This window comes from Pseudomonas sp. XK-1 (assembly GCF_038069885.1).
Taxonomy (GTDB): domain Bacteria; phylum Pseudomonadota; class Gammaproteobacteria; order Pseudomonadales; family Pseudomonadaceae; genus Aquipseudomonas.
Window position 1 is genome coordinate 197,376 of the sequence record NZ_JBBPES010000001.1, and the last position, 26,969, is coordinate 224,344.

A 26,969-nucleotide genomic window follows, 5' to 3' on the forward strand; every position below is an offset into this window, starting at 1 on the left:
TCACCATGAAAGCAAACGTTGGCACCATCGACCGCAGCCTGCGCATCGCCGCAGGCCTGATTCTGATTGGCCTGAGCCTCAGTGGCGCGATCGGCCTGTGGGGCTGGATCGGCGTCGTGCCCCTGGCGACCGGCCTGTTTCGCTTCTGTCCGGCCTATCCGCTGCTGGGGATCAATACCTGCAAGCGTAAAACCTAAAGCAGCAACAGGGTGGCCAGGCCAAGGAAGGCGAAAAACCCGACCACATCGGTCACTGTGGTGAGGATCACGCTGCCTGCCAGCGCCGGGTCGATGCCCATGCGTTGGAGCAGCAGCGGGATGCCCCAGCCGGCCAGGGCCGCGCACAGCAGGTTGACCAGGATGGCAACGCCGAGCACCGCGCCTATGCCCCAGTCGCCGAACCACAGGACGGCGAGCAGGGCGATCACCACCGACCAGAGCAGGCCGTTGAGGATGGAGATGCCCAGCTCGCGGTTGAGCAGGATGCGAATATTGCCTTTCTGCACCTGACCCAGGGCCAGGCCGCGGATCACCAGGGTCAGGGTCTGGCTGCCGGCGATACCGCCCATACTGGCCACGATGGGCATCAGCACGGCGAGGGCCACCAGCTGTTCCAGGGTGGCCTGGAACAGGCCGATGACCCAGGCCGCGCTAAAGGCGGTGATCAGGTTGATGCCCAGCCAGACCGCGCGCCGCCGCGAACTGACCAGCACCGGGGCGAAGATGTCGGCTTCGTCGTCGAGGCCGGCCATCTGCATCAGCGCCCGCTCGGAGTCTTCACGTATCAGGTCGACCACGTCGTCGACGGTGATGCGTCCGAGCAGCGTGTTGTGTTCGTCGACCACGGGGGCGGACAGCAGGTCGAGATCCTGGAACAGTCGGGCGACCTCGCGGCTGCTGGTGTTCACGGCAATCCCGGCGATATCGCTGTGCATCAGCTCGTCCACACGCTGGCCGAGGTCGGCGGTGACCAGGCTGCTCAGGCGCAGCGCGCCCTGATAATGGCCCTTGCGGTCCACCACCATCAGCATATCGGTTTGCGGCGGCAGCTTTTCCAGCAGGCGCAGGTAGCGCAGCACGGTGCTGGCCTTAACGTCGGCCCGGACCAGGATCGGGTCGGCGTTCATCAGGCCGCCGGCCGAGTCCTCGGGGTAGCTCAGCATTGACTCGAGCTGCTGGCGCTGCGCCGCGTTGCTGGCATGCAGCAGTTTGCTGCCGAGCTCGCCGGGCAGGGTCTGGATCAGGTCGACGCGGTCATCCAGCTCCAGGTGCTCGGCCGAGGCGATCAGGTCTTCCAGGTCCAGCTCCAGCGCCAGTGCGCCGCGGATTTCGTCGTGCAGGTAGGTCAGCACTTTGCCGCTGCGTTCGGTCTCGAGCATGCTCCAGGCGGCACGCCGCTCGACGGGGGGCAGGGCTTCGAGCAGGCCGGCGACCTTGGCCGGATGCATGCTCTGGAGCAGTTTGCCAACCCGCTTGAGTTTGCCCAGGGCCAGGGCCTGGCGCACGGCTTCCAGGTGGTTGACGCTGGCCCCAGGGCGATCGCCGTCCGGGCGCGGCGGCAGCGGGTCGTTGGCGTCGCCGGCGAGCTGGGCAATCAGCTCCAGGCTGAGGTGGGGCAGGATGCGGCCTTCCAGGCTCGATTCGATCTGCTGCCAGAGGCTTTGGCGCTGGCGCGTGTCGAGCATCTCCAGCATGGCGGCGATCTTGGCCGGGTGCATGCGCCCCAGCAGTTTGCGCACGCGCTTGTTCTTGCCGGCCTTGAGCGCCTGCAGGATAGGGTCGCCTTCGGTACGGCTATGGGGCTCGGCGTGCGGGTCGGGGCTGGGCTTGCTCGAATTCATGGGCGTCAGGGTAACACCAGAGGTGGCTGACGGGGCCGGCTGCGTTAAACGCCGGCGAGGGCTGCAGACCCTCGCCGGCGGTCAGCCTCAGGCCTGCTGCGCAGCTGGCTGCTGCTGGGTGATGCAGTGGATATTGCCGCCGCCGAGGAGGATCTCGCGTCCCGGCACCATGACCACGCGGTGCTCGGGGAACAGGCGCTGGAGAATGGCGCGGGCGGCTGCATCCTGCGGGTCGTCGAAGCTCGGCGCGATGATGCCGCCGTTGACGATCAGGAAGTTGACGTAGGAGCCGGCCAGGCGGATCGACGGATCGCGCTCCTGGCTGCCGGCCACCAGGTCGACCCCGGCGCACTCTTCGTCGCTGGCATAGAGCGGGCCGGGGATCGGCATCTTGTGCACGATCAGCTGGCGGCCCTTGGCATCGCGTGCCTGTTCCAGCACCGCCATGGCGGCCTGGCAGCGCGGGTAGTTAGGGTTCTGCGGATCGTCGGTCCAGGCCAGCAGTACTTCACCGGGGCGCACGTAGCAGCAGAAGTTGTCGACGTGGCCGTCGGTTTCGTCGTTGTACAGGCCGTCCGGCAGCCAGATCACGCTGTCGATGGCCAGATGCTCGTGCAGCATCTGCTCGATCTCGGCGCGGCCCAGGTGCGGGTTGCGGTTGCGGTTGAGCAGGCATTCCTCGGTGGTGATCAGGGTGCCTTCACCGTCCACATGGATGGAGCCGCCTTCCAGCACGAAGCCTTCGGTGCGATAGCGGGCGCAGCGCTCGATCTCGAGGATCTTGCGCGCCACCTGGTCGTCGCGCACCCAGTTGGCATACAGGCCGCCATCGAGGCCGCCCCAGGCGTTGAACACCCAGTCCACGCCGCGCACTTCGCCACTGCTGTTGGTGACAAAGGTCGGCCCGGTGTCGCGTACCCAGGCGTCGTCGGTGCTGATTTCCACCACGCGAATATTGTCGTGGGCCAGGCGCTGGCGGGCATTCTCGTACTGCCCGGCCGAGGCGCAGACGGTGACCGGTTCGAATTCGGCGATCGCCATGGCCACGGCACTAAAGGCCGCCTGCGCCGGCTTGCCGCCCAGGCGCCAGTTGTCCGGGCGCTCGGGCCAGACCATCCAGGTCTGGCTGTGGGGTTCCCACTCGGCCGGCATGCGGAAGCCATCGGCGCGTGGAGTCGTGGTCAGTGTGGTCATGGTTCACCTGTAGCCGGATGCAGTCCGGGATGTTGTGACGGAAAATCCCCGGCTTTTATCCGGGTTACGCGCAAGTCGTAGGATGGGTTGAGCGAAGCGATACCCATCATGAGACGTCTGCTTTACTCGAAATTCGCGGGTCATCTGACCCTAGCAGAGCGCCGTTGCGCTGCCATGGCACGCCATGACATTGCAGTGGATGGTCTATTTATATCCGATAAAAATCGGCTTTTAAAGCGTATTCGGCCTTCATTTTGGATTTTTAATCGATTAGTATCGAATAAAAATCTGTAATGGCTATCCTTCACCTTGTCGTGTGATGCAGTGCAGCGAGGTGCGGTACTAAGAGCCGTTTTTGCCATCAGTGATGTCCCCGAGCCGAAGGTGCGGCGTGATGGCGACATTTATGGCACAACCCATCAGCAGCCAGGGGCGACAAGATGATCGAAGTAACCGAGGTTTCCATTGCCGAACTGCGTGCCGCGCTCGAGTCCGGGCGTACCACGGCGGTCGAGCTGGTCCAGGCCTATCGCGCCAGGATCGAGGCCTACGATGGCCCCGATACGCCCACCGCGCTCAATGCAGTCGTGGTGCACAACCCCGATGCGCTCAAGGAAGCCCAGGCCTCCGATGCCCGCCGTGCCCGCGGCGAGACCCTTGGTCCGCTGGATGGCATCCCCTATACGGCCAAGGACAGCTATCTGGTCAAGGGCCTGACCGCCGCCTCCGGCAGCCCGGCCTTCAAGGACCTGATCGCCTACCGCGACGCCTTCACCGTCGAACGCCTGCGCGCCGCCGGGGCGATCTGCCTGGGCAAGACCAATATGCCGCCCATGGCCAACGGCGGCATGCAGCGCGGCGTCTATGGCCGCGCGGAAAGCCCGTACAACGCCGCCTACCTCACCGCGCCCTTCGCTTCGGGCTCCTCCAACGGGGCCGGAACGGCCACCGCGGCCAGCTTCGCCGCCTTCGGCCTGGCCGAGGAAACCTGGTCGAGCGGCCGCGGGCCGGCGTCGAACAACGGCCTGTGCGCCTATACGCCGTCCCGTGGGGTGATCTCGGTACGTGGCAACTGGCCGCTGACGCCGACCATGGACGTGGTGGTGCCCTATGCGCGGACCATGGCCGACCTGCTCGAAGTGCTTGACGTGGTGGTGGCGGAAGACGCCGATAAACGTGGTGACCTGTGGCGGCTGCAGCCTTGGGTGCCGATTCCCAGCGTCGCCGCGGTGCGCCCGGCTTCCTACCTGCAACTCGCCGCCGCGCGTGATGCCCTCGCCGGCAAGCGCTTCGGCGTGCCGCGCATGTTTATCAACAAGGACGAAGCGGCTGGCACCAGCGAAAAACCGGGTATCGGCGGCCCGACCGGGCAGCGTATCCATACCCGTGCCTCGGTGATCGAGCTGTGGGAGCAGGCGCGGCAGACGCTGGAAGCCGCGGGCGCGGAAGTGATCGAGGTGGATTTCCCCCTGGTGTCCAATTGCGAGGGCGACCGTCCCGGTGCGCCGACGGTGTTCACCCGCGGCCTGGTGTCCAGGGAGTTCCTCCACGACGAGCTGTGGGAACTGTCAGCCTGGGGCTTCGATGACTTCCTCCAGGCCAACGGTGATCCCAAGCTGAACCGCCTGGTCGACGTTGATGGCCCACTGATTTTCCCCCATGACCCGGGCACGCTGCCCAACCGCGAAGACGACCTGGCCGCCGGCATGGACGAATACGTGCGCATGGCCGAGCGCGGCATCACCCCCTGGGACCAGATAGCTACGCTGCCCGATGGCCTGCGCGGCCTGGAACAGACCCGCAAGCTCGACCTGGAAGACTGGATGGATGGGCTGCGGCTCGACGCGGTGCTTTTCCCCACCGTCGCCGACGTAGGCCCGGCCGATGCCGATGTGAACCCTGCGTCTGCGGATATCGCCTGGAGCAACGGGGTCTGGGTCGCCAATGGCAATCTCGCCATCCGCCACCTGGGCGTGCCCACCGTCACCGTGCCGATGGGGGTGATGGCGGATATCGGCATGCCGATGGGGCTGACCTTCGCCGGCCGCGCCTACGACGATTCGGCGTTGCTGCGCCTGGCGGCGGCCTATGAGTCGACAGGGAGCAAGCGCGTGATCCCGCCGCGTACTCCGGCATTGTCGCGCGGCTAGCAGGTCGTTGAAAAACTACCTGCGTTGCCGATACGGCGTTAAAAACAGGCTCAAAATGCTCATTTACAGCACGTAAACTGCGCTTTTTCGCCTGTTTTTGCCTTGTCTCGCCTGCCTCGCCTACGTTTCTCAACGGCCTGCTAACGGTGGGTTCGGTGGGATTGGGGCGATGCCAGCCCCGATTCCGATCAGTCTCGGCGTTCAGGGCGAATCAATAGCGAGGAGAGTCAGGCGCTGCGGCGTTTGTGCTGTTCGAACTGCTCGTTGCCATCATCCCAGCCGGCTTCCCAGGCTGCCGTGAGCACTTCGGCACTCTGGCCCTGGGGGGTGTTGGGCTGTCCGGTGAGGCCGGCCATGTAGCCCTGCTGATAAGCCTTGTTGAGGCTTTCCAGGCTCCAGTGCTGATCTTCCGTGGTCGAGGTGGCGGACGCCATGGGGCAAGCTCGCATTAGATGTTCAAGGCTAATGCTAGCCGGATAAGTCCGCGAGTGTTGAGCCGTAGGTCCTGGTTTTTGCGCCGCTCACTGGTTTTGTGAAGCAGTTGACGACATGCCGGCCGCTGGTGGGCCGGCAGTTAGTCTGGGCTCAGTTGGCGATTGCCAGGATGCTGGCCTGATAGGCCGCGGCAAAGCTGTCGAAATCGCCTTCCTCGTGGGCTTCCAGCTCGGCCTGGTCTTGCAGCGACTGGGCCGCACTGGCCTCGAAGGCGGCCTGCTGTTCGGCGCTCAAGGGCTGGCTGCGGAAGTACTCGGCATGCAGCTTGCTCTGGCGCAGGGCGAACTCGGTAAAGCTGACACCTTGTTGCAACTGCGCCAGCACCTGGGCGGAGGGCGTCAGGCTGACGTCTTCGACCTTGGCCTGTTGCGCCTGCAGGGCCGCTACGTGCTGGCTGTGGCCCTGGCTCTGGTCGAGCAGCTCGGCCAGCGGCAGGATCTGTTCCAGTAACTCGCTGGCCCAGGCCTGCAAGACCACCGGCTGACCATGGCGCTGCAGTTGCAGCCCCGGACGCCGACCTTCCTTGACCACGGCCAGGAAGTTGTCGGTGCAGGCATGGCATTCGCCGCTTTCCAGCAGCGGGCTGTCGGCCAGCGCGCAGAACAGCAGGAAGGCATCGAGGAAGCGCGATTCGGTCAGGTCGATGCCCAGCGGCAGGAAGGGGTTGATGTCCAGGCAGCGCACTTCAACGTACTGCACGCCGCGGGCCATCAGCGCCTGGATCGGCCGCTCGCCGCTGTAGGTCACGCGCTTGGGACGGATATTGGAGTAGTACTCGTTTTCGATCTGCAGAATGTTGGTGTTCAGCTGCAGCCACTGGCCATCCTTCTTCGCGCCGATTTCCACATAGGGCGGGTAGGGCGTGCCGACGGCCTGGCGCAGGCTGTCGGTGTAGCTGGCCAGATCGTTGTAACAGGGCGTCAGGCCGGATTGGGCGGTGCTCTGGTAGCCCAGGTCGCTCATGCGCAGGCTGGTGGCGTAGGGCAGGTAGAGGGTTTCGTCGTCCAGCTCCTGCAACTGGTGCGGGCGGCCGCGCATAAAGCCCTTGTGCAGCGCCGGCGAGGCACCGAACAGGTACATCAGCAGCCAGCTGTAGCGGCGGAAGTTGCGGATCAGCGCGATATAGCGCGCCGACTGGTAATCCCGCGCGCTGCGCGTGTCGCCTTCGGCCTGTTGCTGCAGCTGCCACAGCGCGTCGGGCAGGGAGAAGTTGTAATGGATGCCGGCGATGCATTGCATGGTCTTGCCGTAACGCAGGGCCAGGCCCTTGCGGTACACGTACTTGAGTTCGCCGATATGCGAGCTGCCGTAACGGGCGATCGGGATCGTCTCTTCGTCCGGCAGGGCGCAGGGCATGGACGGGCTCCACAGGTATTCGCCGTCCAGCTTGCTGTAGGCGAAACGGTGGATGCGCTCCAGATCGTCCAGGGTCGTTTGCGGATCAGGCTCGGCCGGAGTGATAAATTCCAGCAGTGACTCGGAATAGTCGGTGGTGATCTGCGAGTGGGTCAGCGCCGAGCCGAGGGCAGCCGGGTGCGGGGTCAGCGCGAGCTGGCCATCGCCATCGACGCGCAGGCATTCGCGCTCGATACCGTGCAGGCACTGGGAAAGCAGGGAGAGGTTGGCGCGCTCGCCAAGCTGGGCCAGGCGGCGGGGTAACAGGTCGCTCAAGATTGCATTCCTTCACGCATCGGTTGCCCCAATATGGGGACGCCAGGCGTGCTCTACAAGGGGCGAGAATTGCGGCATGGCCGCTCAGTGCCGTCTTATAACCCGGCACGGGTGAAGAATGTTATAGCTGGGCGCTGTGCTTTTGCGTCAGGGCGACGTTGCAGGCCGTAGGATGGGTCGGGCCGCGCAGGTTGAGCAGCGCGATACCCATCTGGGGCGATGGGTATCGGTGCGGCACCTGCTTATAGGTGGTGCGCACGGCGCACCCTACGGGGCGTACCTTACTTTTTCAGCTGCTTGGCATTGGCAAACAGCGCCGCCATGCCGCCGCTGGCCGGTGCCGGTTTGTCCTGGCTGGAATGGCGCTCGCTGCGCGGCGCATTGCCGGCCGGCTTGCTGCTGCCGCGCGAGCCGCCACGAGGGCCATCGACCTTCTCGCCGGGGGTGTCGCCCATGCGCATCGACAGGGCGATGCGATTGCGCGGGATGTCCACTTCCATAACCTTGACCTTGACCACGTCGCCGGCCTTGACCGCCTCGTGCGGGTCCTTGATGAACTTCTCCGACAGCGCCGAGATATGCACCAGGCCGTCCTGGTGTACGCCGATGTCGACGAAGGCACCGAAGTTGGTCACGTTGGTCACCACGCCTTCCAGCATCATGCCCAGCTCGAGGTCCTTGAGGGTTTCCACGCCTTCCTGGAACTCGGCAGTCTTGAATTCCGGGCGCGGGTCGCGGCCGGGTTTCTCCAGCTCGCTCAAGATATCGCCGATGGTCACCAGGCCGAATTTATCGTCGGTGAACTGCTTGGGATCGAGGCGCTTGAGGAAGCCCGAATCACCGATCAGCGAGCGGATATCGCGGCCGGTGTCGGCAGCGATGCGCTGCACCAGCGGGTAGGTTTCCGGGTGCACGGCGGAGGCGTCCAGCGGGTTGCTGCCGTTCATCACACGCAGGAAGCCGGCGGCCTGTTCGAAGGTCTTGTCGCCCAGACGCGGCACCTTGAGCAGGTCGGCGCGGCTGTTGAATGCGCCGTTGGCGTCGCGGAAGGCGACGATATTCTGCGCAAGCGTAGTGTTAAGCCCGGAGATGCGCGCCAGCAGCGCGGCGGAGGCGGTGTTCACATCCACGCCGACGGCGTTCACGCAGTCCTCGACCACCGCATCCAGCGAGCGCGCCAGCTTGAGCTGGGACACATCGTGCTGGTACTGGCCGACGCCGATGGATTTCGGGTCGATCTTCACCAGTTCGGCCAGGGGGTCCTGCAGGCGGCGGGCGATGGATACCGCGCCGCGCAGCGACACGTCCATGTCCGGGAATTCCTTGGCCGCCAGCTCCGAGGCCGAATACACCGAGGCACCGGCCTCGGACACCATGACCTTGGTCAGCTTCAGCCCCGGCAGCTTCTTGATCAGCTCGGCGGCCAGCTTGTCGGTCTCGCGGCTGGCGGTGCCGTTGCCGATGGAGATCAGGTCGACCGCGTGCTTGGCGCACAGCTTGGCCAGGATCGCCAGGGTGCCGTCCCAGTCATTGCGCGGCGCATGGGGGTAAACGGTAGAGGTTTCCAGCACCTTGCCGGTGGCATCGACCACCGCCACCTTGCAGCCGGTGCGCAGGCCCGGGTCGAGCGCCAAAGTGGCACGCGGGCCAGCGGGGGCGGCCAGCAGCAGGTCGTGCAGATTGCGGGCGAAGACGTTGATCGCCTCGTTCTCCGCGGCCTCGCGCAGCTCGCCGAACAGGTCGGTTTCCAGGTGGGTGTAGAGCTTGACCTTCCAGGTCCAGCGCACCACCTCACCGAGCCACTTGTCGGCGGCACGGCCGCGGGCGCTGATGCCGAAACGCTCGCCGATCATGCCTTCGCAGGGGTGCATGGTGCCTGGGGCTTCATCGCCGACCTTGAGGCTGGCGCTGAGTACGCCTTCATTGCGGCCACGGAAGATCGCCAGGGCGCGGTGCGACGGTGCGCCCTTGAGCTTTTCGTCGTGCTCGAAGTAATCGCGGAACTTGGCCCCTTCGGCCTCTTTGCCTGCCACCACGCGGGCGCTGAGGATGGCGTTGTCCTTCAGGTAGCTGCGCAGGCTGGCCAGCAGGTTGGCGTCCTCGGCGAAGCGCTCCATCAGGATGTACTTGGCCCCTTCGAGCACCGCCTTGATATCGGCAAAGCCTTTTTCGGCGTCGATAAAGCGCTCGGCTTCGTTCTCGGGATTCAGCGTCGGATCGTTGAACAGTGCGTCGGCCAGCTCGCCGAGGCCAGCTTCCAGGGCAATCTGGCCCTTGGTGCGGCGCTTCTGTTTGAACGGCAGGTAGAGGTCTTCCAGGCGGGTCTTGGTCTCGGCCAGGTTGATTTCGCGGGTCAGTTCAGGGGTCAGCTTGCCTTGCTCTTCGATGCTGGCGAGGATGCTGGCGCGGCGCTCGTCCAGTTCGCGCAGGTAGCGCAGGCGCTCTTCCAGGTTGCGCAGCTGGGTGTCGTCGAGGCTGCCGGTGACCTCTTTACGGTAGCGCGCGATAAACGGCACGGTGGAGCCTTCATCGAGCAGCGCCACGGCGGCGGCGACCTGTTGCGGGCGTACGCCCAGTTCTTCGGCGATGCGGTTGTTGATGCTGAGCATTAGACGCTATCCACACTGAAACGAAAAACCGGCCACGCAGACCACGGGCCAGGCACGAAAGCCGCGCATTATACCCAAGAGGTAGGTGGTGAGCGGCAAGTGAGGCATCAGGTGAGCCTTTGTAGGGTGCGCCATGCGCACCAAGGCCCGCCAGGCGGTGCGCGTGGCGCACCCTGCGGACGTATCGGTCGGCTGGGGAAAAATCTGCTAACAATGGGCTGCACGTCAGTTGCGGCTCCTGAGCCATAATGCTGGCAATTGCACACTGCCAGCGCGCCCGCGCCCGGCGGAAGCCTGGTCAAGGAGCCCTGAATGAGCAGCACTGCACTTCCCGTTGAAGGCGAAAAGATCCTCATCGTCGATGACGACGCCCGTTTGCGCCGCCTGCTCGAACGCTTCTTCGAGGAGCAGGGCTACCGCGTGCGCGCGGTGGAAAACGTCGAGCAGATGGACCGCCTGCTGGCCCGCGAGCTGTTCAATCTGGTGGTGCTCGACCTGATGCTGCCGGGCGAGGACGGCCTGTCCGCCTGCCGCCGTCTGCGCGAAGGCAACAATCAGGTGCCGATCATCATGCTCACCGCCAAGGGCGACGAAGCCAGCCGTATCCAGGGCCTGGAGCTGGGTGCCGACGATTACCTGGCCAAGCCGTTCAACCCGCGCGAGCTGCTGGCGCGGATCAAGGCGGTGCTGCGTCGCCAGGCTCCGCTGGTACCGGGCGCGCCGGGCAGCGAAGACGAAAGCGTGAGTTTCGGCGAGTACGAACTGAGCCTGGCCACTCGCGAGCTGAAGAAGGGTGACGAGGTGCATATGCTCACCACCGGCGAGTTCGCCGTGCTCAAGGCCCTGGTGCAGCACGCCCGCGAGCCGCTGACCCGCGACAAGCTGATGAACCTGGCCCGGGGCCGCGAGTGGGATGCTCTGGAGCGCTCCATTGACGTACAGATATCCCGTCTGCGCCGGCTGATCGAGCCGGACCCGTCCAAACCGCGCTATATCCAGACGGTCTGGGGCGTGGGTTATGTGTTTGTGCCGGACGGTAATAAATAAGCCTCGATGAAAACCCCGCTCTGGTTCCCGCAAAGCTTCTTCTCCCGCACCCTCTGGCTGGTGCTGGTGGTGGTGCTGTTTTCCAAGGCCCTGACCCTGGTTTATCTGATGATGAACGAGGACGTGCTGGTCGACCGTCAGTACAGCCACGGCGCGGCCCTGACCCTGCGCGCCTACTGGGCGGCGGACCCGGAGGACCGCGCCACCATCGCCGAAGCGGCCGGGCTCAAGCCGGTGCCTCGCGAGCTGGTGCCGACCACCGAGCAGCACTGGCCCTACAGCGAGATCTTCCAGCGGCAGATGCAGACCGAGCTGGGCCCGAACACCGAAGTGCGGGTGCGCGCCAAGAGCCCGCCGGCCCTCTGGGTGCACGCGCCGACTCTGGGCGACCAGTGGCTGCGGGTGCCGCTGTATCCGCATCCGCTGCGCGGCCAGCGGATCTGGAACGTGCTCGGCTGGTTTCTGGCCATCGGTCTGCTGTCCACCGCGGCGGCGTGGATTTTCGTCCGTCAGCTCAGTGCGCCGCTCAAGCGCCTGGTGTTCGCCGCCCGTCAGGTCGGCAAGGGGCGCAGCGTGCGCCTGCCGGTCAGCGATACGCCGAGCGAGATGGCCGAGGTCTATCGCGCCTTCAACCAGATGGCCGAGGACGTTGAACAGGCGGCCCGCGAGCGCGAGCTGATGCTGGCCGGGGTGTCCCATGACCTGCGCACGCCGCTGACCCGCCTGCGCCTGTCCCTGGAGTTCCTCCACAACGATTCCGAGCTGACCGAGGATATGGTCCGCGATATCGAGGACATGGACGCCATTCTTGACCAGTTCCTCGCCTTTATCCGCGATGGCCGCGACGAGCCGGTGGAACAGCTCGACCTGCTCAACCTGATCCGCGAGGTGGTCGCGCCCTATAACCAGAAGCAGGAAGTGGTGCGCCTGTGCCTGGAGCCGGTGCCGGCCTTTCCCCTGCGCCGGGTGTCGATCAAGCGCCTGCTGGTCAACCTGATCGAGAATGCCCTGCGCTACGGCGGCAATGCGGTCGAGGTGGCCGTTTCGGTGTCCGGCGACTGCAGCGCACCCTATGTGGTGCTCAGCGTGCTGGACCGCGGTACCGGCATCGACCCGGCGGAGCTGGGCAGCATCTTCAACCCCTTTATCCGTGGCGACCGCGCCCGCGGCGGCAAGGGGGCGGGTCTCGGCCTGGCCATCGTGCGGCGTATCGCCGCCCTGCATGGCGGCAGTGTCGAGTTGCGCAACCGCTCTGGCGGTGGTCTGGAAGCCCGCGTCTGTTTACCATTGGGTCTGCTGCTGCCGCGCGATGCGGTATAGCCCCTAGGGCGCAGGCGCGCCCGCGGGTGCGCGGGCTTACCGATCTGACCGCTGCGCCGCGCTGAACTATGCTCAACCTGCGTCATGACATGAGGTCAGCATGCCTGCAGCTCCCGATCGCCTACCGACATGGACCTGGTGGCTGCCGCTGCCATTGCTCCATCTGGCCACCTGGCTATCTCTCGGCACCCAGTTCAGCGAAGGGGCGGCGCTCTGGCACCTGCCTTTTGCCCTGGGGCTGGTGATGACCCTGTGGTGGGGGCCGCGGGTGCTGCCGTTGCTCTACCTGAACAGCCTGCTGAGCATCCCGCTGTGGGGCCTGGACTGGCGCTGGGCCCCGCTCTACGCGGTGCCTGAGACCTTGGGTGTGGCCCTGGCCTGGTGGCTGTGTCGCCTGCGCCCGGTCGACCCGGCCTTGCCCTTCTTGCGTCATCTGGTGCGGTTTATGCTGTACGGCGTGCTGCTGGCGCTGGTTCCGGTGGCCATCGGCGTGCAATTCAATCTCTGGCTGAGCGGCCACCTGCCGACCCACAGCCTGCTTTCGGCGACCCTGACCCTGTGGCTGGCCGACAGCCTGATGACCCTGGCCGTCGCCGTGCCGCTAATGACCTACCTGACGCCCTGGCTGCAACGTCGCGGCTGGCTGAATTCGCCCCTGGCCAAGCGCCGCGAGCCGGTACCCGCAGCCTTGCGCCAGTGGCCCGCCTGGCCCTTGCTGCTGGCCCTGCTGCTGGGCATGCCCTGGCTGCTGGAACTGCTGCCCCTGAGCCTGAACCTGCCGCTGATCGGCGTGATGATGCTCTGCCTGGCGCTGGTCTGGGGCTATGTCGGAGCCATTTGCGGGGCGACCCTGAGCGCCCTGATGGTGCTGATCCTGCCGCTGTTGCGCGGCCTCACCGATACCGCGACCTGGCTTGATCCGCAGCGTCTGGAACTGCACTTCGGCGTGTTGCTGTTTATGCTGGCCAGCCTGATGGTGGGGCGCGCCCTGAGCGATCTGCGCCAGTCCCTGGCACGCAGCGCCCAGGTGCAGCAGCAGCTGGCCCTGGCCAACCTGGCGCTGGAGGCCAGCTCGCTGGGGGTGATCATTGCCGATGCGCGGCAGGCTGAACTGCCGCTGATCTACTGCAACCCCTCGTTCGAGCGCATCACCGGCTACAGCCGTAAGGAAAGCCTGGGGCGCAACTGGAGCTTTCTGCTCGGTGGCGATCATCGTCAGCAGGGCCTGGCCCGTTTGCAGCATGCGGTTCAAGAGGGCCAGGCCTGCGATGTGGTGCTGCGCAATTACCGCAAGGACGGCGAGCAGTTCTGGAACGAATTCATTCTTGCGCCGATGCGCGATGACCAGGGCATCAGCCATTTCGTCGCCCTGCTGCATGATGTCAGCGCCCGCGAACACATGGCCCAACAGGTGCGCAGCCAGAGTGATGAGCTGCTCAGGCAGAGCTACCTGTTCAGCCAGACCGAACATATCGCCAACCTCGGAGGCTGGGTGCTCAATCTGCCGGCCCAGGATATGAACTGGAGCGAGGGCTGTTTCCGCATCTACGAGCTGGACCCGAAGAACGGCACGCCCAACCTGGACGAGGCCCTGAACTACATGGACGCCGGCGGTCGGGCGCTGGCCGAGCAGACCCTGCAGCAACTGTATGAAGGTCTCGACCAGTTCGACTTGGAAGTGCGCCTGCTGACCGCCAAGGGCGAGAGCCGCTGGGTGCGCATTCGTGGCGTTACCCAGCGCGACGGGGCCGAGCTGGTGCGGGTGTATGGCGCTCTGCAGGATGTCAGCGCGCGCAAGTACGCCGAACAGCAGTTGCGCGAGCGTGATGAGCGCCTGCGCCTGTTCTTCGATGCCCCGTTGATCGGCATGGCCCTGACCGGTCCTGGCTTTGCGTGGGAGGAGGTCAACCTCAAGCTGTGCAGCATTCTTGGCCGTAGCCGTGAGCAACTGCAGGGCTGCAGCTGGGCCGAACTGTCCTTCGCCGATGACCTGGCCGCCGAGCAGCGGCTGCTCGATCAGGTGCTGGCAGGGGAGCGTGAAGGCTATGAGCTGGAGAAGCGCTTTCTGCGCCCCGACAACAGCCTGGTGTATGCCCGTCTGAGCCTGCGCGCGGTGCGTCACAGCACCGGGCGGGTGCGCATGTTCCTGTTGCTGGTGGAGGACATCAGCGAGCGGCTCGAGGCCGAAGCACGCTACCGCACCATAGTGGAAAACGCCCCCGAGGCGATCATGCTGTTTACCGCCCAGGGCAATATGGTCGACTTCAACGACAACGCCCTGCGCCTGCTGCGCTACTCCCGCGAGGCCATGCTGGGCCGCAATGTCCTCGACCTGAGCCCGCCCAAGCAGGCCAGCGGTCAAGCTTCGGCGGATATCGGTCGCGACTATCTGCGCCAGGCGGTCGCCGGCAAGGCTCCGGTATTCGAATGGCTGCACCGCGACAGCGGTGGCCGGCAGATTCCCTGCGAGGTTCGCCTGGTACGCATGCCCGGTGAGCCGGTGCTGATTCGCGGCAGCGTCACCGATATTTCCGAGCGTCAGCGCTATCAGCGCGAGATCGAGCGGCTGGCCTTCAGCGACGAACTGACCGGGCTGCCCAATCGGCGCCTGCTGCTCGATCGTCTGCAGCATGCGATGGACCGCGAATTGCGCGAGAACACCCTGGGCGCATTGCTGTTTATCGATCTGGATCACTTCAAGACGGTCAACGACAGCCTCGGCCATCTGGTCGGCGACGGCCTGCTGCGTGAAGTCACCGCGCGCCTGGCCGGTAGCCTGCGCGCCGAAGACACCCTGGCGCGGATGGGCGGCGACGAGTTCGTGGTGCTGCTCGAAGGGCTCGACAGCAATCCGCAGCTGGCCGCCGAAGCGGCGGCGGCGGCGGCGGAGAAATTGCTCAAGAGCCTGACCGGCACCTGCTGGATCGATGGTCACGAGCTGTCGATCAGCGCCAGTATCGGTATCGCCCTGCACCCCTTCGGGGCCCAGGTGGCGGCCGATGTACTCAAGCAGGCCGACACCGCCATGTACCGGGCCAAGCATGCCGGGCGCAACGGCCTGCACTTCTTCGCCCCGGAAATGCAGGCCGCCATCGACCAGCGCCTGCAACTACAGGGCGAGCTGCGCCAGGCGATCCAGCGCAACCAGCTGCACCTGGTATTCCAGCCACAGCTGGCGTTGGCGACCGGGCGGGTGGCCGGGGCCGAAGTGCTGTTGCGCTGGGTGCACCCCGAGCGCGGCGAGATCATGCCCAGCGACTTTATCCCCCTGGCCGAGGAAACCGGGCTGATCGAGGAGCTCGGCGACTGGGTTCTGGAGCAGGCCTGCATGGCCCTGGCGCGCTGGCTGCCAAGCTGGCCGCAGATGGTCCTGGCGGTCAACCTGAGCCCTCGCGAGCTGCGTCAGCCCAGGTGTGTCGAACGGGTGCATGACTGCCTGCAGCGCCACCGCCTACCGGCCACGGCCCTGGAACTGGAAATCACCGAAGGGGTGCTGCTTGAAGACGTCGAGCGTTGCATCGCCAATATGGACGCGCTGAAACGGCTCGGCGTGCGCTTCGCCATCGACGATTTCGGCACCGGCTATTCTTCCCTGACCTACCTCAAGCGCCTGCCGCTGGACCGCCTGAAAATCGACCGCAGCTTTACCTGGGACATGCACGGCGAAGACGGCAGCGGCCTGATGCTGGTGCAGACCATCCTGGTGATTGCCCGCAATCTTGGCCTGGAATGCGTCGCCGAGGGCATCGAGAACGAGGCGCAACTCGATTGCCTGCGCGAGCATGGCTGTTCGCTGGGCCAGGGCTACCACTTCAGTCGGCCGCTGCGGGAGGCCGCGTTTCTCGACTGGATGGCCGATCAGGCGGGCGTGGGGGCTGGGAAGTCGGCGCTTGTGCGACCGCTGTAGCAGCCTGTTGGGCTTTTGCGCAGTAGGGCAGCGTTAAGTCCGACAGGCTCCTAGGCCCTCGGCTAGCGGCTCAGCCTTTGCCCTTGGTGCGAGTCAGGTGCGGGCCGCTGTTTTTCTCCAGATACTGGATCACCAGGCTGGCCACATCCTTGCCGGTGGTGGTTTCGATGCCTTCCAGGCCCGGCGATGAGTTCACCTCCATCACCAGCGGGCCATGGTTGGAGCGCAGGATATCCACCCCGGCCACCGACAGGCCCATGACCTTGGCCGCGCGAATGGCGGTCATGCGCTCTTCCGGGGTGATCTTGATCAGGCTGGCTGAGCCGCCACGGTGCAGGTTGGAGCGGAACTCGCCGGGCTTGGCCTGGCGCTTCATCGCGGCGATTACCTTGTCGCCGACCACGAAGCAGCGGATATCCGCGCCGCCGGCTTCCTTGATGTATTCCTGCACCATGATGTCCTGCTTGAGGCCCATAAAGGCCTCGATCACCGACTCGGCCGCCGTTGCCGTTTCACACAGCACCACGCCGATGCCCTGGGTGCCTTCCAGCACCTTGATCACCAGCGGCGCGCCATTGACCATGTCGATCAGGTCGGCGATGTCATCCGGGGAGTGGGCGAAACCGGTCACCGGCAGGCCGATGCCACGACGCGACAGCAGTTGCAGCGAACGCAGCTTGTCGCGCGAGCGGGCGATGGCCACCGATTCGTTAAGTGGGAATACGCCCATCATCTCGAACTGGCGCAGCACCGCGCAGCCGTAAAACGTCACCGACGCGCCAATCCGCGGGATTACCGCATCAAAGCCTTCCAGCGGCTTGCCGCGGTAGTGAATCTGCGGCTTGTGGCTGGCAATGTTCATATAGGCACGCAGGGTGTCGATCACCACCATCTCGTGGCCTCGCAGCTGGCCGGCTTCGACCAGGCGGCGGGTGGAATACAGGCGCGGGTTGCGCGACAGCACGGCGATCTTCATTGGGCACCAGGGGAGTCAGCGAGGGTGGGTTTGTTCTGTACATAAGTCAGCGCCGGATTGACCAGCAACTGTCCATCAATCAGTGCCTTGGAACCGAGCAGTACGCGGTAACGCATGGTCTTGCGGCAGGTCAGGGTGAACTCCACCGGCCACTGGCGCTGGCCCAGGGTCAGGCTGGTGCGGATCACATAGCGCGACTGGCTGTGGCCGTTGGAGCTTTTGATGGTCTTCACCGACACCAGCTGCGCTTCGCAGCGATGGCGGCGCTGCACCAGCGTGCCGAGATGGGCGGTAAAACGCACCCAGGGCTGGCCCTCGCGGTCGAACGGCTGGATATCGCTGGCATGCAGGCAGGAGGTGCTGGCCCCGGTGTCGATCTTGGCGCGCAGGCCGATCATGCCCAGGTCCGGCAGGTTGATCCATTCACGCAGGCCGATCACGCCGAGTTGGTCAAAAGTCTTCAAAGGGGCAGCCCGCAAGATTTCCCGGCATTCTAGTAGGCCCTTATGACAACTGCATCAGGCAAAATGTCCACCTGCACGGTGGGTATGAGTGGAGAGCGGATGAACGATAAAGACGACGGCAGGATCCGCCTGGACAAATGGCTATGGGCGGCGCGTTTCTTCAAGACCCGCGCCCTGGCCAAGGCGGCGATAGAGGGCGGCAAGGTGCATTGTCGGGGCGAGCGCTGCAAGCCGGGAAAGGAACCCCGGGTGGGTGACGAGTATGTGATTCGCATCGGCTTCGATGAGCGCAGTGTGGTGGTGCAGGCGCTGTCGGCGGTACGCCGCGGCGCGCCCGAGGCCCAGGCGCTGTATGCCGAAACGCCGGCCAGCATCGAGCGTCGCGAGCAGGCCGCCGCGCAGCGCAAGGCCGGGGCCCTGGGCATGCAGACCGATGGCCGGCCGAGCAAGAAGCAGCGTCGGCAGATGCACGACTTCAATGATCGGCAAGACGGCGGCCTGCGCCACCCCTGGGCGGATCAAGACGAGTAGGATGCGCTGTGCGCACCGCCTTGTTTATCGGCCATGCACGGCGGCACCACTCCGGTCAGGCTAGCGGCCGCTGATGACGCTCAGGTGGCCGAGCAGTGGTAGCTTGGCGAGCTGGCGGGTCAGTGGCAGGGTGCTCTTCTCCAGCCATTCGCTGGCCTTGTAGGCGAACGGGGTAAAGCAGGCCCAGGCCAGGCCCAGCAGGCTGAGGAATACGCCACCGACCAGGGCGTCCGAGCCCCAGTGCGCGCCCGCCACCAGGCGCGGCAGCATAAAGATCACGGCCATGATCCAGACCAGCAGCAAGCGCCAGGTACGGGCGAAGAAGCTCATAAACATCGCCCAGATCAACAGCACCGAGGCGTGATCGCCAGGAAAGCTGCGGGTGGCGCTGTCCTTCATGTCCCAGCGCTCTTCCCAGTCGGGGAACAGTTCGGTCAGGCGCGCTGCGCCTTCCACCACCAGGGAGGCGCTCGGGCGCTGCCAGTCCATCAGCTTGACCAGCTCGGCGAAACCGACGCGAAACAGCAGCATCACGATCAGCGCCGCGAGAAAGGCAAACAGCGCCTTGCGCACCTGCGGCCCGCTGAAGACGAAATCAGCCTTGAGCATCACCGCCAGCATCAACAGGCCGACACTCATGTCCACCGGGCGCATGCTGCCGATGGCCCAGGTCTGCGCCCACAGGCCGGCGCTGTGCACGGGCTCGTTGAGCAGGGCAAACAGTTGCAGGTCGAACTGGTCCCACAGCGCGCGGCTGGGCGTCCATAGCCAGCTGGCGAGCAGCAGCAGGGCGACAATATGACAGGCCAGCAGTGGGCGGATGCGCCAGCGCGGGTTGATAAAGGGTGGGTTCATGCAGTGGCGTCCTTGTCATTTATAAGGGCTTTAAGGGCGGCCGGCATGCTAGGGGCTCGACTCCTCGAATGCAAAGTTTCTGCCTGCCTTTTGTCGCCAACTGTGAACAGGGGCGGCGGCGATAGCCTGTGTTGGCCGCGTCGATAGATAAGAGTCGCTTGGTCGGATGGGCATTTGCGCCTAAAATCACGGGCCGAGTCACATTCAGTGAAGTTGGCATGTCTGATTTTTCCCAGCGATTCTTGTTCGACAACAGCGACATTCGCGGTGAGCTGGTCGGTCTGACCGACAGTTACAGCCATGTGCTGGCCAAACACACCTACCCGCAACCGGTCGCCCAGCTGCTGGGTGAACTGCTGGCTGCTGCCTCGCTGCTGATCGGCACCCTGAAGTTCGAGGGCCTGCTGATCCTCCAGGCACAGTCCTCCGGTGCTGTGCCCTTGCTGATGGTCGAGTGCTCCAGCGAAGGCGAGTTGCGCGGTATCGCCCGCTATCACGCCGAGCAGATCACCGCCGAGGCCAATCTGCGTGAACTGATGCCCGATGGTGTGCTGGCGATGACCGTCGACCCGAAATCCGGGCAGCGTTACCAGGGCATTGTCGATCTGGAAGGGGAAACCCTGGCCGACTGCCTGACCAATTACTTCGCCACATCCGAGCAGCTGCCCACCCGCTTCTGGCTCTGCGCCGATGGTCAGCGTGCCCGCGGCCTGCTGCTGCAGCAGTTGCCGGCCGATCGGCTTAAGGAGGCCGATGAGCGTGAAGCCAGCTGGCAGCACGCCATGGCCCTGGCCGACACCCTGAAGGCCGAAGAACTGCTGGGCCTGGATAACGAAACCCTGCTGCATCGCCTGTATCACGAAGAGCCGCTGCGCCTGTTCGAGCCGCGCGCGCTGCAGTTCCGCTGCAGCTGCTCGCGTGAGCGCTCCAGCCGGGCACTGATCAGCCTCGGCCAGGCCGATGCCGAGGCGCTGGTGCAGGAGCATGGCGGCAGCGTGGAGATCGATTGCCAGTTCTGCAATGAGCGTTATCTCTTCGATGCCGCCGATGTATTGCAACTGTTTCTGGATGGGAGCATCGAAGCTCCATCGGATACGCGCCATTAGGCAAGTAGCACGTAAACCGTGCCGGCATGATCTGATCAGAGGCTGCACCCGCAGCCGAGTTTTTCTGGCATAATCCGGCGCACTTTTTTCGCTGTAGTAGTGCCTCCATTTCTACTACAAAACGTTCGGAAGACTCGGCCGCTTGGCCGACGGGGACCCACATGACGCAAGCCAACAACGCCGTGTACACCGACATCAGTGCCGCCCAACTGGCCGAAGAAGCCATTCGCCGCGGCGAGGGCGAACTGGCCGCCAGCGGCGCCCTGGTCGTCCGTACCGGTCACCGCACTGGCCGTTCGCCGGCTGATCGCTTTATCGTTCGTGAACCGAGCACCGAGGCGCAAATCGCCTGGGGCGCGATCAATCGCCCGTTCCCGGCCGACAAGTTCGACGCCCTCTGGGATCGCGTCGAGGCGTTCAATCGCGATCAGGACTTCTTTGTTTCCCACGTCCATGTAGGTTCCGCCGAGGAGCACTACCTGCCGGTCAAGATGACCACCGCAACGGCCTGGCAGAACCTGTTCGGCCGTCAGTTGTTCATCAATCCCGAGACCTACAACCCGGCCGGCAAGGACGAGTGGAAGGTGCTCAACGTGGCCAACTTCGAGTGCGTGCCCGAGCGTGATGGCACCAACTCCGACGGCTGCGTGATCATCAACTTCGCCGCCAAGAAGGTTCTGCTGGCTGGCATGCGTTACGCCGGTGAAATGAAAAAGGCCATGTTCTCGGTGCAGAACTTCCTGCTCCCGGAAAAAGACGTGTTGCCTATGCACTGCGCCGCCAACATCGGTGAAGAAGGCGATGTGACCCTGTTCTTCGGTCTGTCCGGCACCGGCAAGACCACCCTGTCGGCCGACGAGTCGCGTTATCTGATCGGTGATGACGAACACGGCTGGGGCGAAGGCGTGGTCTTCAACATCGAGGGCGGTTGCTATGCCAAGTGCATCGACCTGTCCGAGAAGAACGAGCCGGTGATCTGGAAGGCCATCCAGTTCGGCACCGTGCTGGAAAACGTCATCCTCGACGAACAGCGCGTGCCGGATTACACCGATGACAGCCTGACCCAGAACAGCCGCGCCGCCTACCCGCTGGAGTTCGTCGAGAAGCGCAGCGAGAAGAACCTCGGCGGCGAGCCGAACGCGGTGATCTTCCTGACCTGCGACCTGACCGGCGTGCTGCCGCCCGTTTCGATCCTCAACGAAGAGCAGGCGGCCTACCACTTCCTCTCGGGTTACACCGCGCTGGTTGGTTCCACCGAAATGGGCAGTGGCAGCGGCATCAAGTCGACCTTCTCCACCTGCTTCGGTGCGCCGTTCTTCCCGCGCCCGGCTGGCGAGTACGCCGAGTTGCTGATCAAGCGCATCCGCGGCTTCAACTCCAAGGTCTACCTAGTCAACACCGGCTGGACCGGCGGTGGCTATGGTGTGGGCAAACGCTTCAATATCCCCACCACCCGTGGCGTGATAGCTGCAATCCAGAGCGGCGCGCTGATCGGTGCTGAAACCGAGCAACTGCCGATCATCAACCTGAGCGTGCCGAAGTCGGTACCGGGCGTTGAAACCAACCTGCTCAACCCGCGCAACACCTGGGAAGACAAGAACGCCTACGACGAAGCCGCCAAGGCCCTGGCCAAGCTGTTTATCGACAACTTCCAGAAGTTCGATGTGAGCGATGCCATCAAGAACGCCGGCCCGCAGCTCTAAGAACCTGTTTAAGATCTGCTGCGCGTCGGCCCTGCGGCGTTAGAAACAGGCTCTAGCTCGCGAGATCGTAAACAGGCTCTAGGCTGTAATCGTCGCGTTGAAAAAACCGCCTTAATCGGCGGTTTTTTTATGCATGGAAATCACCGCAATAACCTGTGGGAGGCGCTTTAGCGGCGAGCTTTTAAGGTGCCTGTCGCGGCCAAAGCTTCACCCACAACGCTCTGTAATGCAGCCAGAAACGGAAAAGCCGCCCGGAGGCGGCTTTGGGTGCGTATCTGCGAGCAGACCTGGCACATTTTTCGCGTTGCATTGCAATCCAGCTCGGGTGGCCGCTCTGCACGGCCTCGGGTGTTGCCTATGGGGCTGACTCGAACCTCAGGCCTAACGGGTTGGCAACTCAGGCGATTTCCAGTGCCTTTGCCTTGGCGACTGTCGACTTCAGCATGGCTGGCTACTGCCAGATAGTTGTCGATATGTCGCTGGCGGCCGCTGGCGCTTTCGAGTTGTATGGCGGCGTTAGGTCCAGGGTGTGGCACAGTTCACGGCGAACTTGAGTACGACCAAAGCGCTCATCTTTAAGCCTGGCGTTCGCGGCAGCCACTCCGGGATTGCCCGGGGTCTTTGCTGCGCGGCCATCCGGCCTGGTGAGCGATTTAGTGGGTAACCGGCAAGCTGCCGCTGAAACCGCATGGCTGCATACTCATCTCCTTATATCGCCTGCGATAAATTCAATGTACTCCAGCGCCCGAGGGGCCGTTAGTTGGATTGGTAATAGCCGGCGGGCTGCTAGGAAGTTAATTCTCGATGGGTGGGTGCAACCCCTGGCGGTAGCACAGCAGGCCCAGCAGGGCCGCCATATACATCGGTACGCCGAAGGCGGTCATGGCCAGCAGCACCTTCCCGGATTCCGGCAGTACCCGCGCCAACAGAATGGCCCCACCGAGGTTGCGTACCAGCAGGGGCATCTGCGCCGCCGACCCCAGGGCGACAGCCACCAGCAAGAACATCAGCGGCGGTGCCAGCAGACTGCTGCCGATCACCAGGCGTGCAGCCTGCTGCGCATCGCCGCCGGCCAGGCGATGCCGGGCCGCGCCCGAGGTGCCGAAACCGGCCGCAATGCACAGGGTCAGACCCAGCAAATGGGGCGACGGGAGCCCAAAAGCGGCCAGGGCGAGCAGGCCCAGCGCGGTGTTCACGCCAGGCCCTGCTCGATCACCTGCGCCTGGCGCAGGTGATCGAGCAGGGCCGGCAGCAGGTATGCGGCGTCTGGGCCGACCCCGCGCAGGGTGGCGGAGGCGAAGTTGCGCTGCCTGGGCAGGCCGACGAAGAATAGGCCCGGAACCTGGCTGGCGCGGCCGTTGCGCTGCAGCACCTGGCCCTGCGGGTCTTGCACGGGCAAGCCGGCAAGAAAGGCCAGGTTGGGCCTGAAACCGGTGGCGAAGAGCAGCGCATCGATCGGTTCGCGGCTGCCATCCGTCCAGGTCACGGCATCCGGCTCGACCCGCTGGAATACTCTGCGCTGGCGGTAGCGGCCCGCCTGCAGGGCGCGTTTATAGCGGCCGTCGTCCAGCACCGGGGTGCCTTGGTCGCTGAGCCAGCGGGTGTGTGCCAGGCCGCTCCAATGTACCCAAGCATGAAAGTCGATGCCGAGCATGCGTTGAGGGAAGAAGCGCAGGTTTTCCCGGGTGGCCAGGGTCACCTCGGCCACTGCAGCCAGTTCATGGGCGATCTGCACCGCCGAGTTGGCCGCGCCGACCACCACCACGCGCTGGCCGGCAAAGGCCTCTGGTGTGCGGTAGGCGCTGCTGTGCAGCAGGGTGCCGTTGAAGTCCGCGAGCCCGGCGCAGTCGGGTATATAGGGCTGGTTGAAGGCCCCGGAAGCCACCACAAGGGCCTCGCAGCGATAGTCCAGGCCATCCGCGCCGTGCAACTGGAAGCCCGTGCCCTGGCGGCTGACCTCGTCAATGCGGCTGTTGTAGCGGATCGGCAGCTGAAAGTGCGCGGCATATCGCTCCAGATACTCCACCACCTCGTCGCGCTGCGGGTAGTGCCCGGGGCTGGCGGGGAAGGGCAGGCCCGGCAGGGCGGAGTAGGCCGCCGGGGAAAACAGCCTGAGGCTGTCATAGTAATGCCGCCAATTGCCGCCCGGGCGTTCGCCGGCTTCGACGATCAGAAAATCCACGCCCTGGCGCTGCAGGTGCCAGCCCATGGCCAGTCCGGCCTGGCCGGCTCCGATGACGATCACCGCGTGTTGCCTGGAAGAGTTCATGTGTGCGCACCTATACACGTATTTGGAGTTTAAAAAAATTGCCCGGAGCAATTCTTGGCGTCACGTAGCGACGGCTCAGCGGCTGGCCGCCAGGGCTGGCGGGCCATAAAAATGCGGCCGTGACCGCCTTGTGGTTTAACCGGGTGCGCCGGGACAGCAGTAGGGTGCGATGGCCTTGCATTGCTGCAGTATGGCTTCCAGGCGGCTGACGATGGCCGGGCCGTCGACCTCGTAGAAGACCTGGCGACCCTCCTTGGCGGTGCGCAGGATGCCGGCATCCTGCAGGGTCTGCAGGTGGCGTGAAACCACCGAGCGTTCCTGAGGCAGATCGGCGGCGATCGCGCTGATATCGGCGCGGCCCAGCAGCATCACGCGCTTGAGCACGCCGATCCGCGAGGGCTCGCAGAGGGCCTTGAAGAAGGTACTGTCGAAGGTGGCGATGGCGGCTTCGACGGCTTGCTGTTTGCGCGGTATCGGGTTATCCATGGCTGGCAATTTATGTGCATGTGTGTGCACGTGTCAATCGCGATTTACCGCCGTCTGGCCTGGCATGGCTGACCCGGGTCGGCCGGGCTGCCTACAATGGTGGCCTAGGGTCTGTTGCCGTTTCGTCGCGAGCCGCGTTGCTGCGAAAAATCTCGCCATGGCCGGGCGGCGCTCCGCTAGGCGGAGGACGCAGGTAATGGTGTTCCCTTGCCAAGTCCTCCAACACCGCATGGCGAGATTTTGCGCGCAACCCGAAGGGCCGGGCCTGTTTTAGCGCGATACTGCGTTTCTCGACACTCATTTGGAACAACCAAACTTCGTGTCTCGTGCCTTGCCTCGCGCTAAAACAGGCTCCGGCGCGGCCGCGAACGAAACGGCAACAGACCCTAGCGTCTATTCGTGCCAAGGAATGCCCTTATGTATCAGCAGAGTCTCGCCGCAGTGTTCGGTTTTCAGCAATTGCGTCCCGGCCAGCAGCGGGTGGTCGAGGCCGTGTTGGCCGGGCGCTCGGCGGCGGCGATCTTTCCCACGGGTTCGGGCAAGTCGCTTTGCTATCAGTTGCCGGCCCTGCATTTACCGCATCTGACCCTGGTGGTCTCGCCGCTGCTGGCGCTGATGCAGGACCAGCTGGCGTTTCTGCATGCCCGCGGCATCAGCGCCGCCAGCATTGATTCGGCGCAGAGCCGCGAGGATGCCAGTGCGGTGATGACGCGGGCGAAGTCCGGCGAACTGAAGATTCTGATGATCTCGGTGGAGCGGCTGAAGAACGAGCGTTTTCGCAACTTTATCGCCCAGGTGCCGATCTCTCTGCTGGTGATCGACGAGGCCCACTGCATCTCCGAGTGGGGCCATAACTTCCGCCCGGATTACCTCAAACTGCCGGACTACCAGCGCCAGTTCCGCATTCCCCAGGTACTATTGCTCACCGCCACGGCAACGCCGCCGGTGATTGCCGACATGCAGCAGAAGTTCGCCATCGCCGCCGAGGATGTGGTCACCACCGGCTTCTATCGCGCCAACCTCAACCTGCTGGTGGTGCCGGTCGGCGGTACCGGCAAGCAGCGCCGTCTGGAGCAGTGGCTGGGGGCCAAGGCCGGGCAGCCGAGCATCGTCTACGTGACCCAGCAGAAAACCGCCGAGCAGGTGGCCGAACGCCTGAGCCAGCGCGGCATCCCCGCCAGCGCCTACCATGCCGGCATGGCCCATGAGGCGCGCGAGGCGATCCAGCGCCAGTTCATGGCGGGGCGGATCAACTGCATCGTCGCCACCATCGCCTTCGGCATGGGCATCGACAAGGCGGATATCCGCAATGTGGTGCACTTCGACCTGCCCAAATCCATCGAGAATTACAGCCAGGAAATTGGCCGCGCCGGCCGTGACGGTCAGCCGTCCGACTGCCTGGTGCTGGCCAATCGCGACAGCCTCAATGTGCTGGAAAACTTCGTTTACGGCGATACGCCGGAGCTGGACGGCATTCGCTGCGTGCTGGATGAGTTGCTGAAAAGCAGCCAGAACGGCGAATGGGAGCTGATGCTCAACGCCTTGAGCGAGCAGAGCAATATTCGCCAGCTACCACTAAAAACCCTGCTGGTGCAGCTGGAGCTGCGCGGCATTATCGCCCCGCGTTACGCCTACTTCGCCGAATATCGCTTCAAATACCTGCTGGAGCCCGAGGCGCTGGTCGCCAAGTTCGACGGCGAGCGGCGGCAGTTTGTCGAGGCGTTGATCAGTACCTCGCAGCGCGCACGCACCTGGTGCACGGTGGATTTCGACCTGCTCTATCAACAGCATCAGGCCGAGCGCGGCCGGGTGATCAAGGCCCTGGATTACTTCCAGGAAAAGGGCTGGATCGAGCTGGAAAGCAAGCAGATGACCGAGGTCTACGCGCTGCTCGACCCAGGGTTCGACCCGGCAGCCCTGAGCGCCGAGCTGCATGGCTATTTCAGCCAGCAGGAGGCCAGCGAGATCCGCCGGATTCACGCCATGCTCGCCCTGTTTGCCAGCGAGCAGTGCCTGAGCCAGCGTCTGGCGGCCTATTTCGGCGATGCCAATGCGCCGCTGCAGTGCGGCCATTGCTCGGTGTGCCAGGGGCAAGTCGCCCATCTGCCCGAGCCGCCGGCCTTGCCGCCGCTGGCGGGGCAGGATGTCCGCGGCCTATGCGACGGATTTATGCGCAAATATCAGGAACTCAAAGGCGGCGAACCCAGCGTCGAATGCCTGACGCGCTTTCTCTGCGGCATCAGCGTGCCGCTGTTTACCAAGCTCAAGGCCCGGCAGCTCAGCGGCTTTGCCGCGCTGGAAGATTATCCCTACGCCGAGGTGCGCAGCTGGCTGACGGGGAGGTAG

20 protein-coding genes are annotated in these 26,969 nt (G+C 64.6%); 9 read left to right on the forward strand and 11 right to left on the reverse strand.

Translation table 11 applies throughout. The annotated features are described in order from the left end of the window. Positions 1 to 5 precede the first annotated feature (5 nt). The gene (locus WMW70_RS00860) at positions 6 to 197 is read left to right on the forward strand and encodes a YgaP family membrane protein (protein WP_341435638.1); all 192 of its coding nucleotides are present in this window, start codon (positions 6 to 8) and stop codon (positions 195 to 197) included. Here WMW70_RS00860 and mgtE read toward each other — a convergent pair. Further along, positions 194 to 1,840, reverse strand: coding sequence for a magnesium transporter (mgtE, locus tag WMW70_RS00865; RefSeq protein ID WP_341435639.1), 1,647 nt, complete (start codon positions 1,838 to 1,840; stop codon positions 194 to 196). The two genes, WMW70_RS00860 and mgtE, sit on opposite strands and share 4 nt — an antisense overlap. Before the next feature lie 87 nt (positions 1,841 to 1,927). Further along, positions 1,928 to 3,034 (reverse strand): agmatine deiminase, encoded by a 1,107-nt coding sequence (gene aguA / locus WMW70_RS00870; RefSeq protein ID WP_341435640.1) that lies wholly within the window; start codon positions 3,032 to 3,034, stop codon positions 1,928 to 1,930. A gap of 440 nt (positions 3,035 to 3,474) precedes the next feature. Between aguA and WMW70_RS00875 the strand changes: the two genes are divergently transcribed. Then, on the forward strand, positions 3,475 to 5,184 hold the full coding sequence (locus WMW70_RS00875) for an amidase (RefSeq protein WP_341435641.1): 1,710 nt from the start codon (positions 3,475 to 3,477) through the stop codon (positions 5,182 to 5,184). Positions 5,185 to 5,411: 227 nt separating this feature from the next. Here the strand turns inward: WMW70_RS00875 and rmf are convergent, their stop codons facing one another. From rmf to WMW70_RS00890, 3 genes are all read right to left on the reverse strand, one after another. Beyond that, positions 5,412 to 5,618: a ribosome modulation factor gene (gene rmf / locus WMW70_RS00880; RefSeq protein WP_341435642.1), complete on the reverse strand. Its 207-nt coding sequence runs from the start codon at positions 5,616 to 5,618 to the stop codon at positions 5,412 to 5,414. Positions 5,619 to 5,769: 151 nt separating this feature from the next. Further along, positions 5,770 to 7,350 carry a glutamate--cysteine ligase gene (gene gshA, locus WMW70_RS00885; RefSeq protein ID WP_341435643.1) on the reverse strand — a complete coding sequence of 527 codons (1,581 nt, stop codon included), beginning with the start codon at positions 7,348 to 7,350 and terminating at the stop codon, positions 5,770 to 5,772. Positions 7,351 to 7,631: 281 nt separating this feature from the next. Continuing rightward, positions 7,632 to 9,959 (reverse strand): Tex family protein, encoded by a 2,328-nt coding sequence (locus WMW70_RS00890; protein ID WP_341435644.1) that lies wholly within the window; start codon positions 9,957 to 9,959, stop codon positions 7,632 to 7,634. Positions 9,960 to 10,271: 312 nt separating this feature from the next. Between WMW70_RS00890 and ompR the strand changes: the two genes are divergently transcribed. From ompR to WMW70_RS00905, 3 genes are all read left to right on the forward strand, one after another. After that, the gene (ompR, locus tag WMW70_RS00895) at positions 10,272 to 11,006 is read left to right on the forward strand and encodes an osmolarity response regulator transcription factor OmpR (RefSeq protein ID WP_341435645.1); all 735 of its coding nucleotides are present in this window, start codon (positions 10,272 to 10,274) and stop codon (positions 11,004 to 11,006) included. 6 nt (positions 11,007 to 11,012) lie between these two features. Further along, entirely contained in the window at positions 11,013 to 12,326 is a 1,314-nt protein-coding gene (locus tag WMW70_RS00900) for an ATP-binding protein (RefSeq protein WP_341435646.1), read from the forward strand. Between the two features lie 100 nt (positions 12,327 to 12,426). Further along, on the forward strand, positions 12,427 to 16,233 hold the full coding sequence (locus tag WMW70_RS00905; RefSeq protein WP_341435647.1) for a bifunctional diguanylate cyclase/phosphodiesterase: 3,807 nt from the start codon (positions 12,427 to 12,429) through the stop codon (positions 16,231 to 16,233). A 70-nt stretch (positions 16,234 to 16,303) separates the two neighbouring features. Here WMW70_RS00905 and rimK read toward each other — a convergent pair whose 3' ends face one another. Next, positions 16,304 to 17,209: a 30S ribosomal protein S6--L-glutamate ligase gene (gene rimK, locus WMW70_RS00910; RefSeq protein WP_341435648.1), complete on the reverse strand. Its 906-nt coding sequence runs from the start codon at positions 17,207 to 17,209 to the stop codon at positions 16,304 to 16,306. Next, positions 17,206 to 17,673: a retropepsin-like aspartic endopeptidase RimB gene (rimB, locus tag WMW70_RS00915; RefSeq protein ID WP_445942086.1), complete on the reverse strand. Its 468-nt coding sequence runs from the start codon at positions 17,671 to 17,673 to the stop codon at positions 17,206 to 17,208. Before rimB ends, rimK begins: the two co-directional genes overlap by 4 nt. Before the next feature lie 99 nt (positions 17,674 to 17,772). Between rimB and WMW70_RS00920 the strand changes: the two genes are divergently transcribed. After that, positions 17,773 to 18,204 (forward strand): RNA-binding S4 domain-containing protein, encoded by a 432-nt coding sequence (locus tag WMW70_RS00920; protein ID WP_341435649.1) that lies wholly within the window; start codon positions 17,773 to 17,775, stop codon positions 18,202 to 18,204. A 60-nt stretch (positions 18,205 to 18,264) separates the two neighbouring features. Here the strand turns inward: WMW70_RS00920 and WMW70_RS00925 are convergent, their stop codons facing one another. After that, positions 18,265 to 19,059, reverse strand: coding sequence for a phosphatase PAP2 family protein (locus WMW70_RS00925; protein WP_341435650.1), 795 nt, complete (start codon positions 19,057 to 19,059; stop codon positions 18,265 to 18,267). 218 nt (positions 19,060 to 19,277) lie between these two features. Here WMW70_RS00925 and hslO point away from each other — a divergent pair, with 218 nt between their 5' ends. Then, positions 19,278 to 20,165 (forward strand): Hsp33 family molecular chaperone HslO, encoded by an 888-nt coding sequence (gene hslO, locus WMW70_RS00930; RefSeq protein ID WP_341435651.1) that lies wholly within the window; start codon positions 19,278 to 19,280, stop codon positions 20,163 to 20,165. Between the two features lie 161 nt (positions 20,166 to 20,326). After that, positions 20,327 to 21,868 (forward strand): phosphoenolpyruvate carboxykinase, encoded by a 1,542-nt coding sequence (locus WMW70_RS00935; protein ID WP_341435652.1) that lies wholly within the window; start codon positions 20,327 to 20,329, stop codon positions 21,866 to 21,868. A 794-nt stretch (positions 21,869 to 22,662) separates the two neighbouring features. Here WMW70_RS00935 and WMW70_RS00940 read toward each other — a convergent pair. The 3 genes from WMW70_RS00940 to WMW70_RS00950 form a co-directional block, all read right to left on the reverse strand. Next, positions 22,663 to 23,064 carry a hypothetical protein gene (locus tag WMW70_RS00940; RefSeq protein WP_341435653.1) on the reverse strand — a complete coding sequence of 134 codons (402 nt, stop codon included), beginning with the start codon at positions 23,062 to 23,064 and terminating at the stop codon, positions 22,663 to 22,665. Continuing rightward, positions 23,061 to 24,137 carry a flavin-containing monooxygenase gene (locus WMW70_RS00945; RefSeq protein WP_341435654.1) on the reverse strand — a complete coding sequence of 359 codons (1,077 nt, stop codon included), beginning with the start codon at positions 24,135 to 24,137 and terminating at the stop codon, positions 23,061 to 23,063. The genes WMW70_RS00940 and WMW70_RS00945 overlap by 4 nt, the downstream gene beginning before the upstream one ends. Positions 24,138 to 24,272: 135 nt before the next feature. Further along, entirely contained in the window at positions 24,273 to 24,623 is a 351-nt protein-coding gene (locus WMW70_RS00950) for an ArsR/SmtB family transcription factor (RefSeq protein ID WP_341435655.1), read from the reverse strand. 417 nt (positions 24,624 to 25,040) lie between these two features. Between WMW70_RS00950 and WMW70_RS00955 the strand changes: the two genes are divergently transcribed. Further along, positions 25,041 to 26,969, forward strand: a complete 1,929-nt coding sequence (locus tag WMW70_RS00955) for a RecQ family ATP-dependent DNA helicase (protein WP_341435656.1) — start codon at positions 25,041 to 25,043, stop codon at positions 26,967 to 26,969.

Coding starts and splice junctions, on each gene's coding strand:
- WMW70_RS00920 (WP_341435649.1), top strand. CDS start 17,773: ATGAACGATAAAGACGACGGCAGGATCCGCCTGGACAAATGGCTATGG.
- ompR (WP_341435645.1), top strand. CDS start 10,272: ATGAGCAGCACTGCACTTCCCGTTGAAGGCGAAAAGATCCTCATCGTC.
- WMW70_RS00860 (WP_341435638.1), top strand. CDS start 6: ATGAAAGCAAACGTTGGCACCATCGACCGCAGCCTGCGCATCGCCGCA.
- mgtE (WP_341435639.1), bottom strand. CDS start 1,840: ATGAATTCGAGCAAGCCCAGCCCCGACCCGCACGCCGAGCCCCATAGC.
- WMW70_RS00905 (WP_341435647.1), top strand. CDS start 12,427: ATGCCTGCAGCTCCCGATCGCCTACCGACATGGACCTGGTGGCTGCCG.
- aguA (WP_341435640.1), bottom strand. CDS start 3,034: ATGACCACACTGACCACGACTCCACGCGCCGATGGCTTCCGCATGCCG.
- WMW70_RS00935 (WP_341435652.1), top strand. CDS start 20,327: ATGACGCAAGCCAACAACGCCGTGTACACCGACATCAGTGCCGCCCAA.
- WMW70_RS00945 (WP_341435654.1), bottom strand. CDS start 24,137: ATGAACTCTTCCAGGCAACACGCGGTGATCGTCATCGGAGCCGGCCAG.
- WMW70_RS00875 (WP_341435641.1), top strand. CDS start 3,475: ATGATCGAAGTAACCGAGGTTTCCATTGCCGAACTGCGTGCCGCGCTC.
- WMW70_RS00890 (WP_341435644.1), bottom strand. CDS start 9,959: ATGCTCAGCATCAACAACCGCATCGCCGAAGAACTGGGCGTACGCCCG.
- WMW70_RS00900 (WP_341435646.1), top strand. CDS start 11,013: ATGAAAACCCCGCTCTGGTTCCCGCAAAGCTTCTTCTCCCGCACCCTC.
- WMW70_RS00925 (WP_341435650.1), bottom strand. CDS start 19,059: ATGAACCCACCCTTTATCAACCCGCGCTGGCGCATCCGCCCACTGCTG.
- rmf (WP_341435642.1), bottom strand. CDS start 5,618: ATGGCGTCCGCCACCTCGACCACGGAAGATCAGCACTGGAGCCTGGAA.
- WMW70_RS00950 (WP_341435655.1), bottom strand. CDS start 24,623: ATGGATAACCCGATACCGCGCAAACAGCAAGCCGTCGAAGCCGCCATC.
- hslO (WP_341435651.1), top strand. CDS start 19,278: ATGTCTGATTTTTCCCAGCGATTCTTGTTCGACAACAGCGACATTCGC.
- WMW70_RS00955 (WP_341435656.1), top strand. CDS start 25,041: ATGTATCAGCAGAGTCTCGCCGCAGTGTTCGGTTTTCAGCAATTGCGT.
- rimK (WP_341435648.1), bottom strand. CDS start 17,209: ATGAAGATCGCCGTGCTGTCGCGCAACCCGCGCCTGTATTCCACCCGC.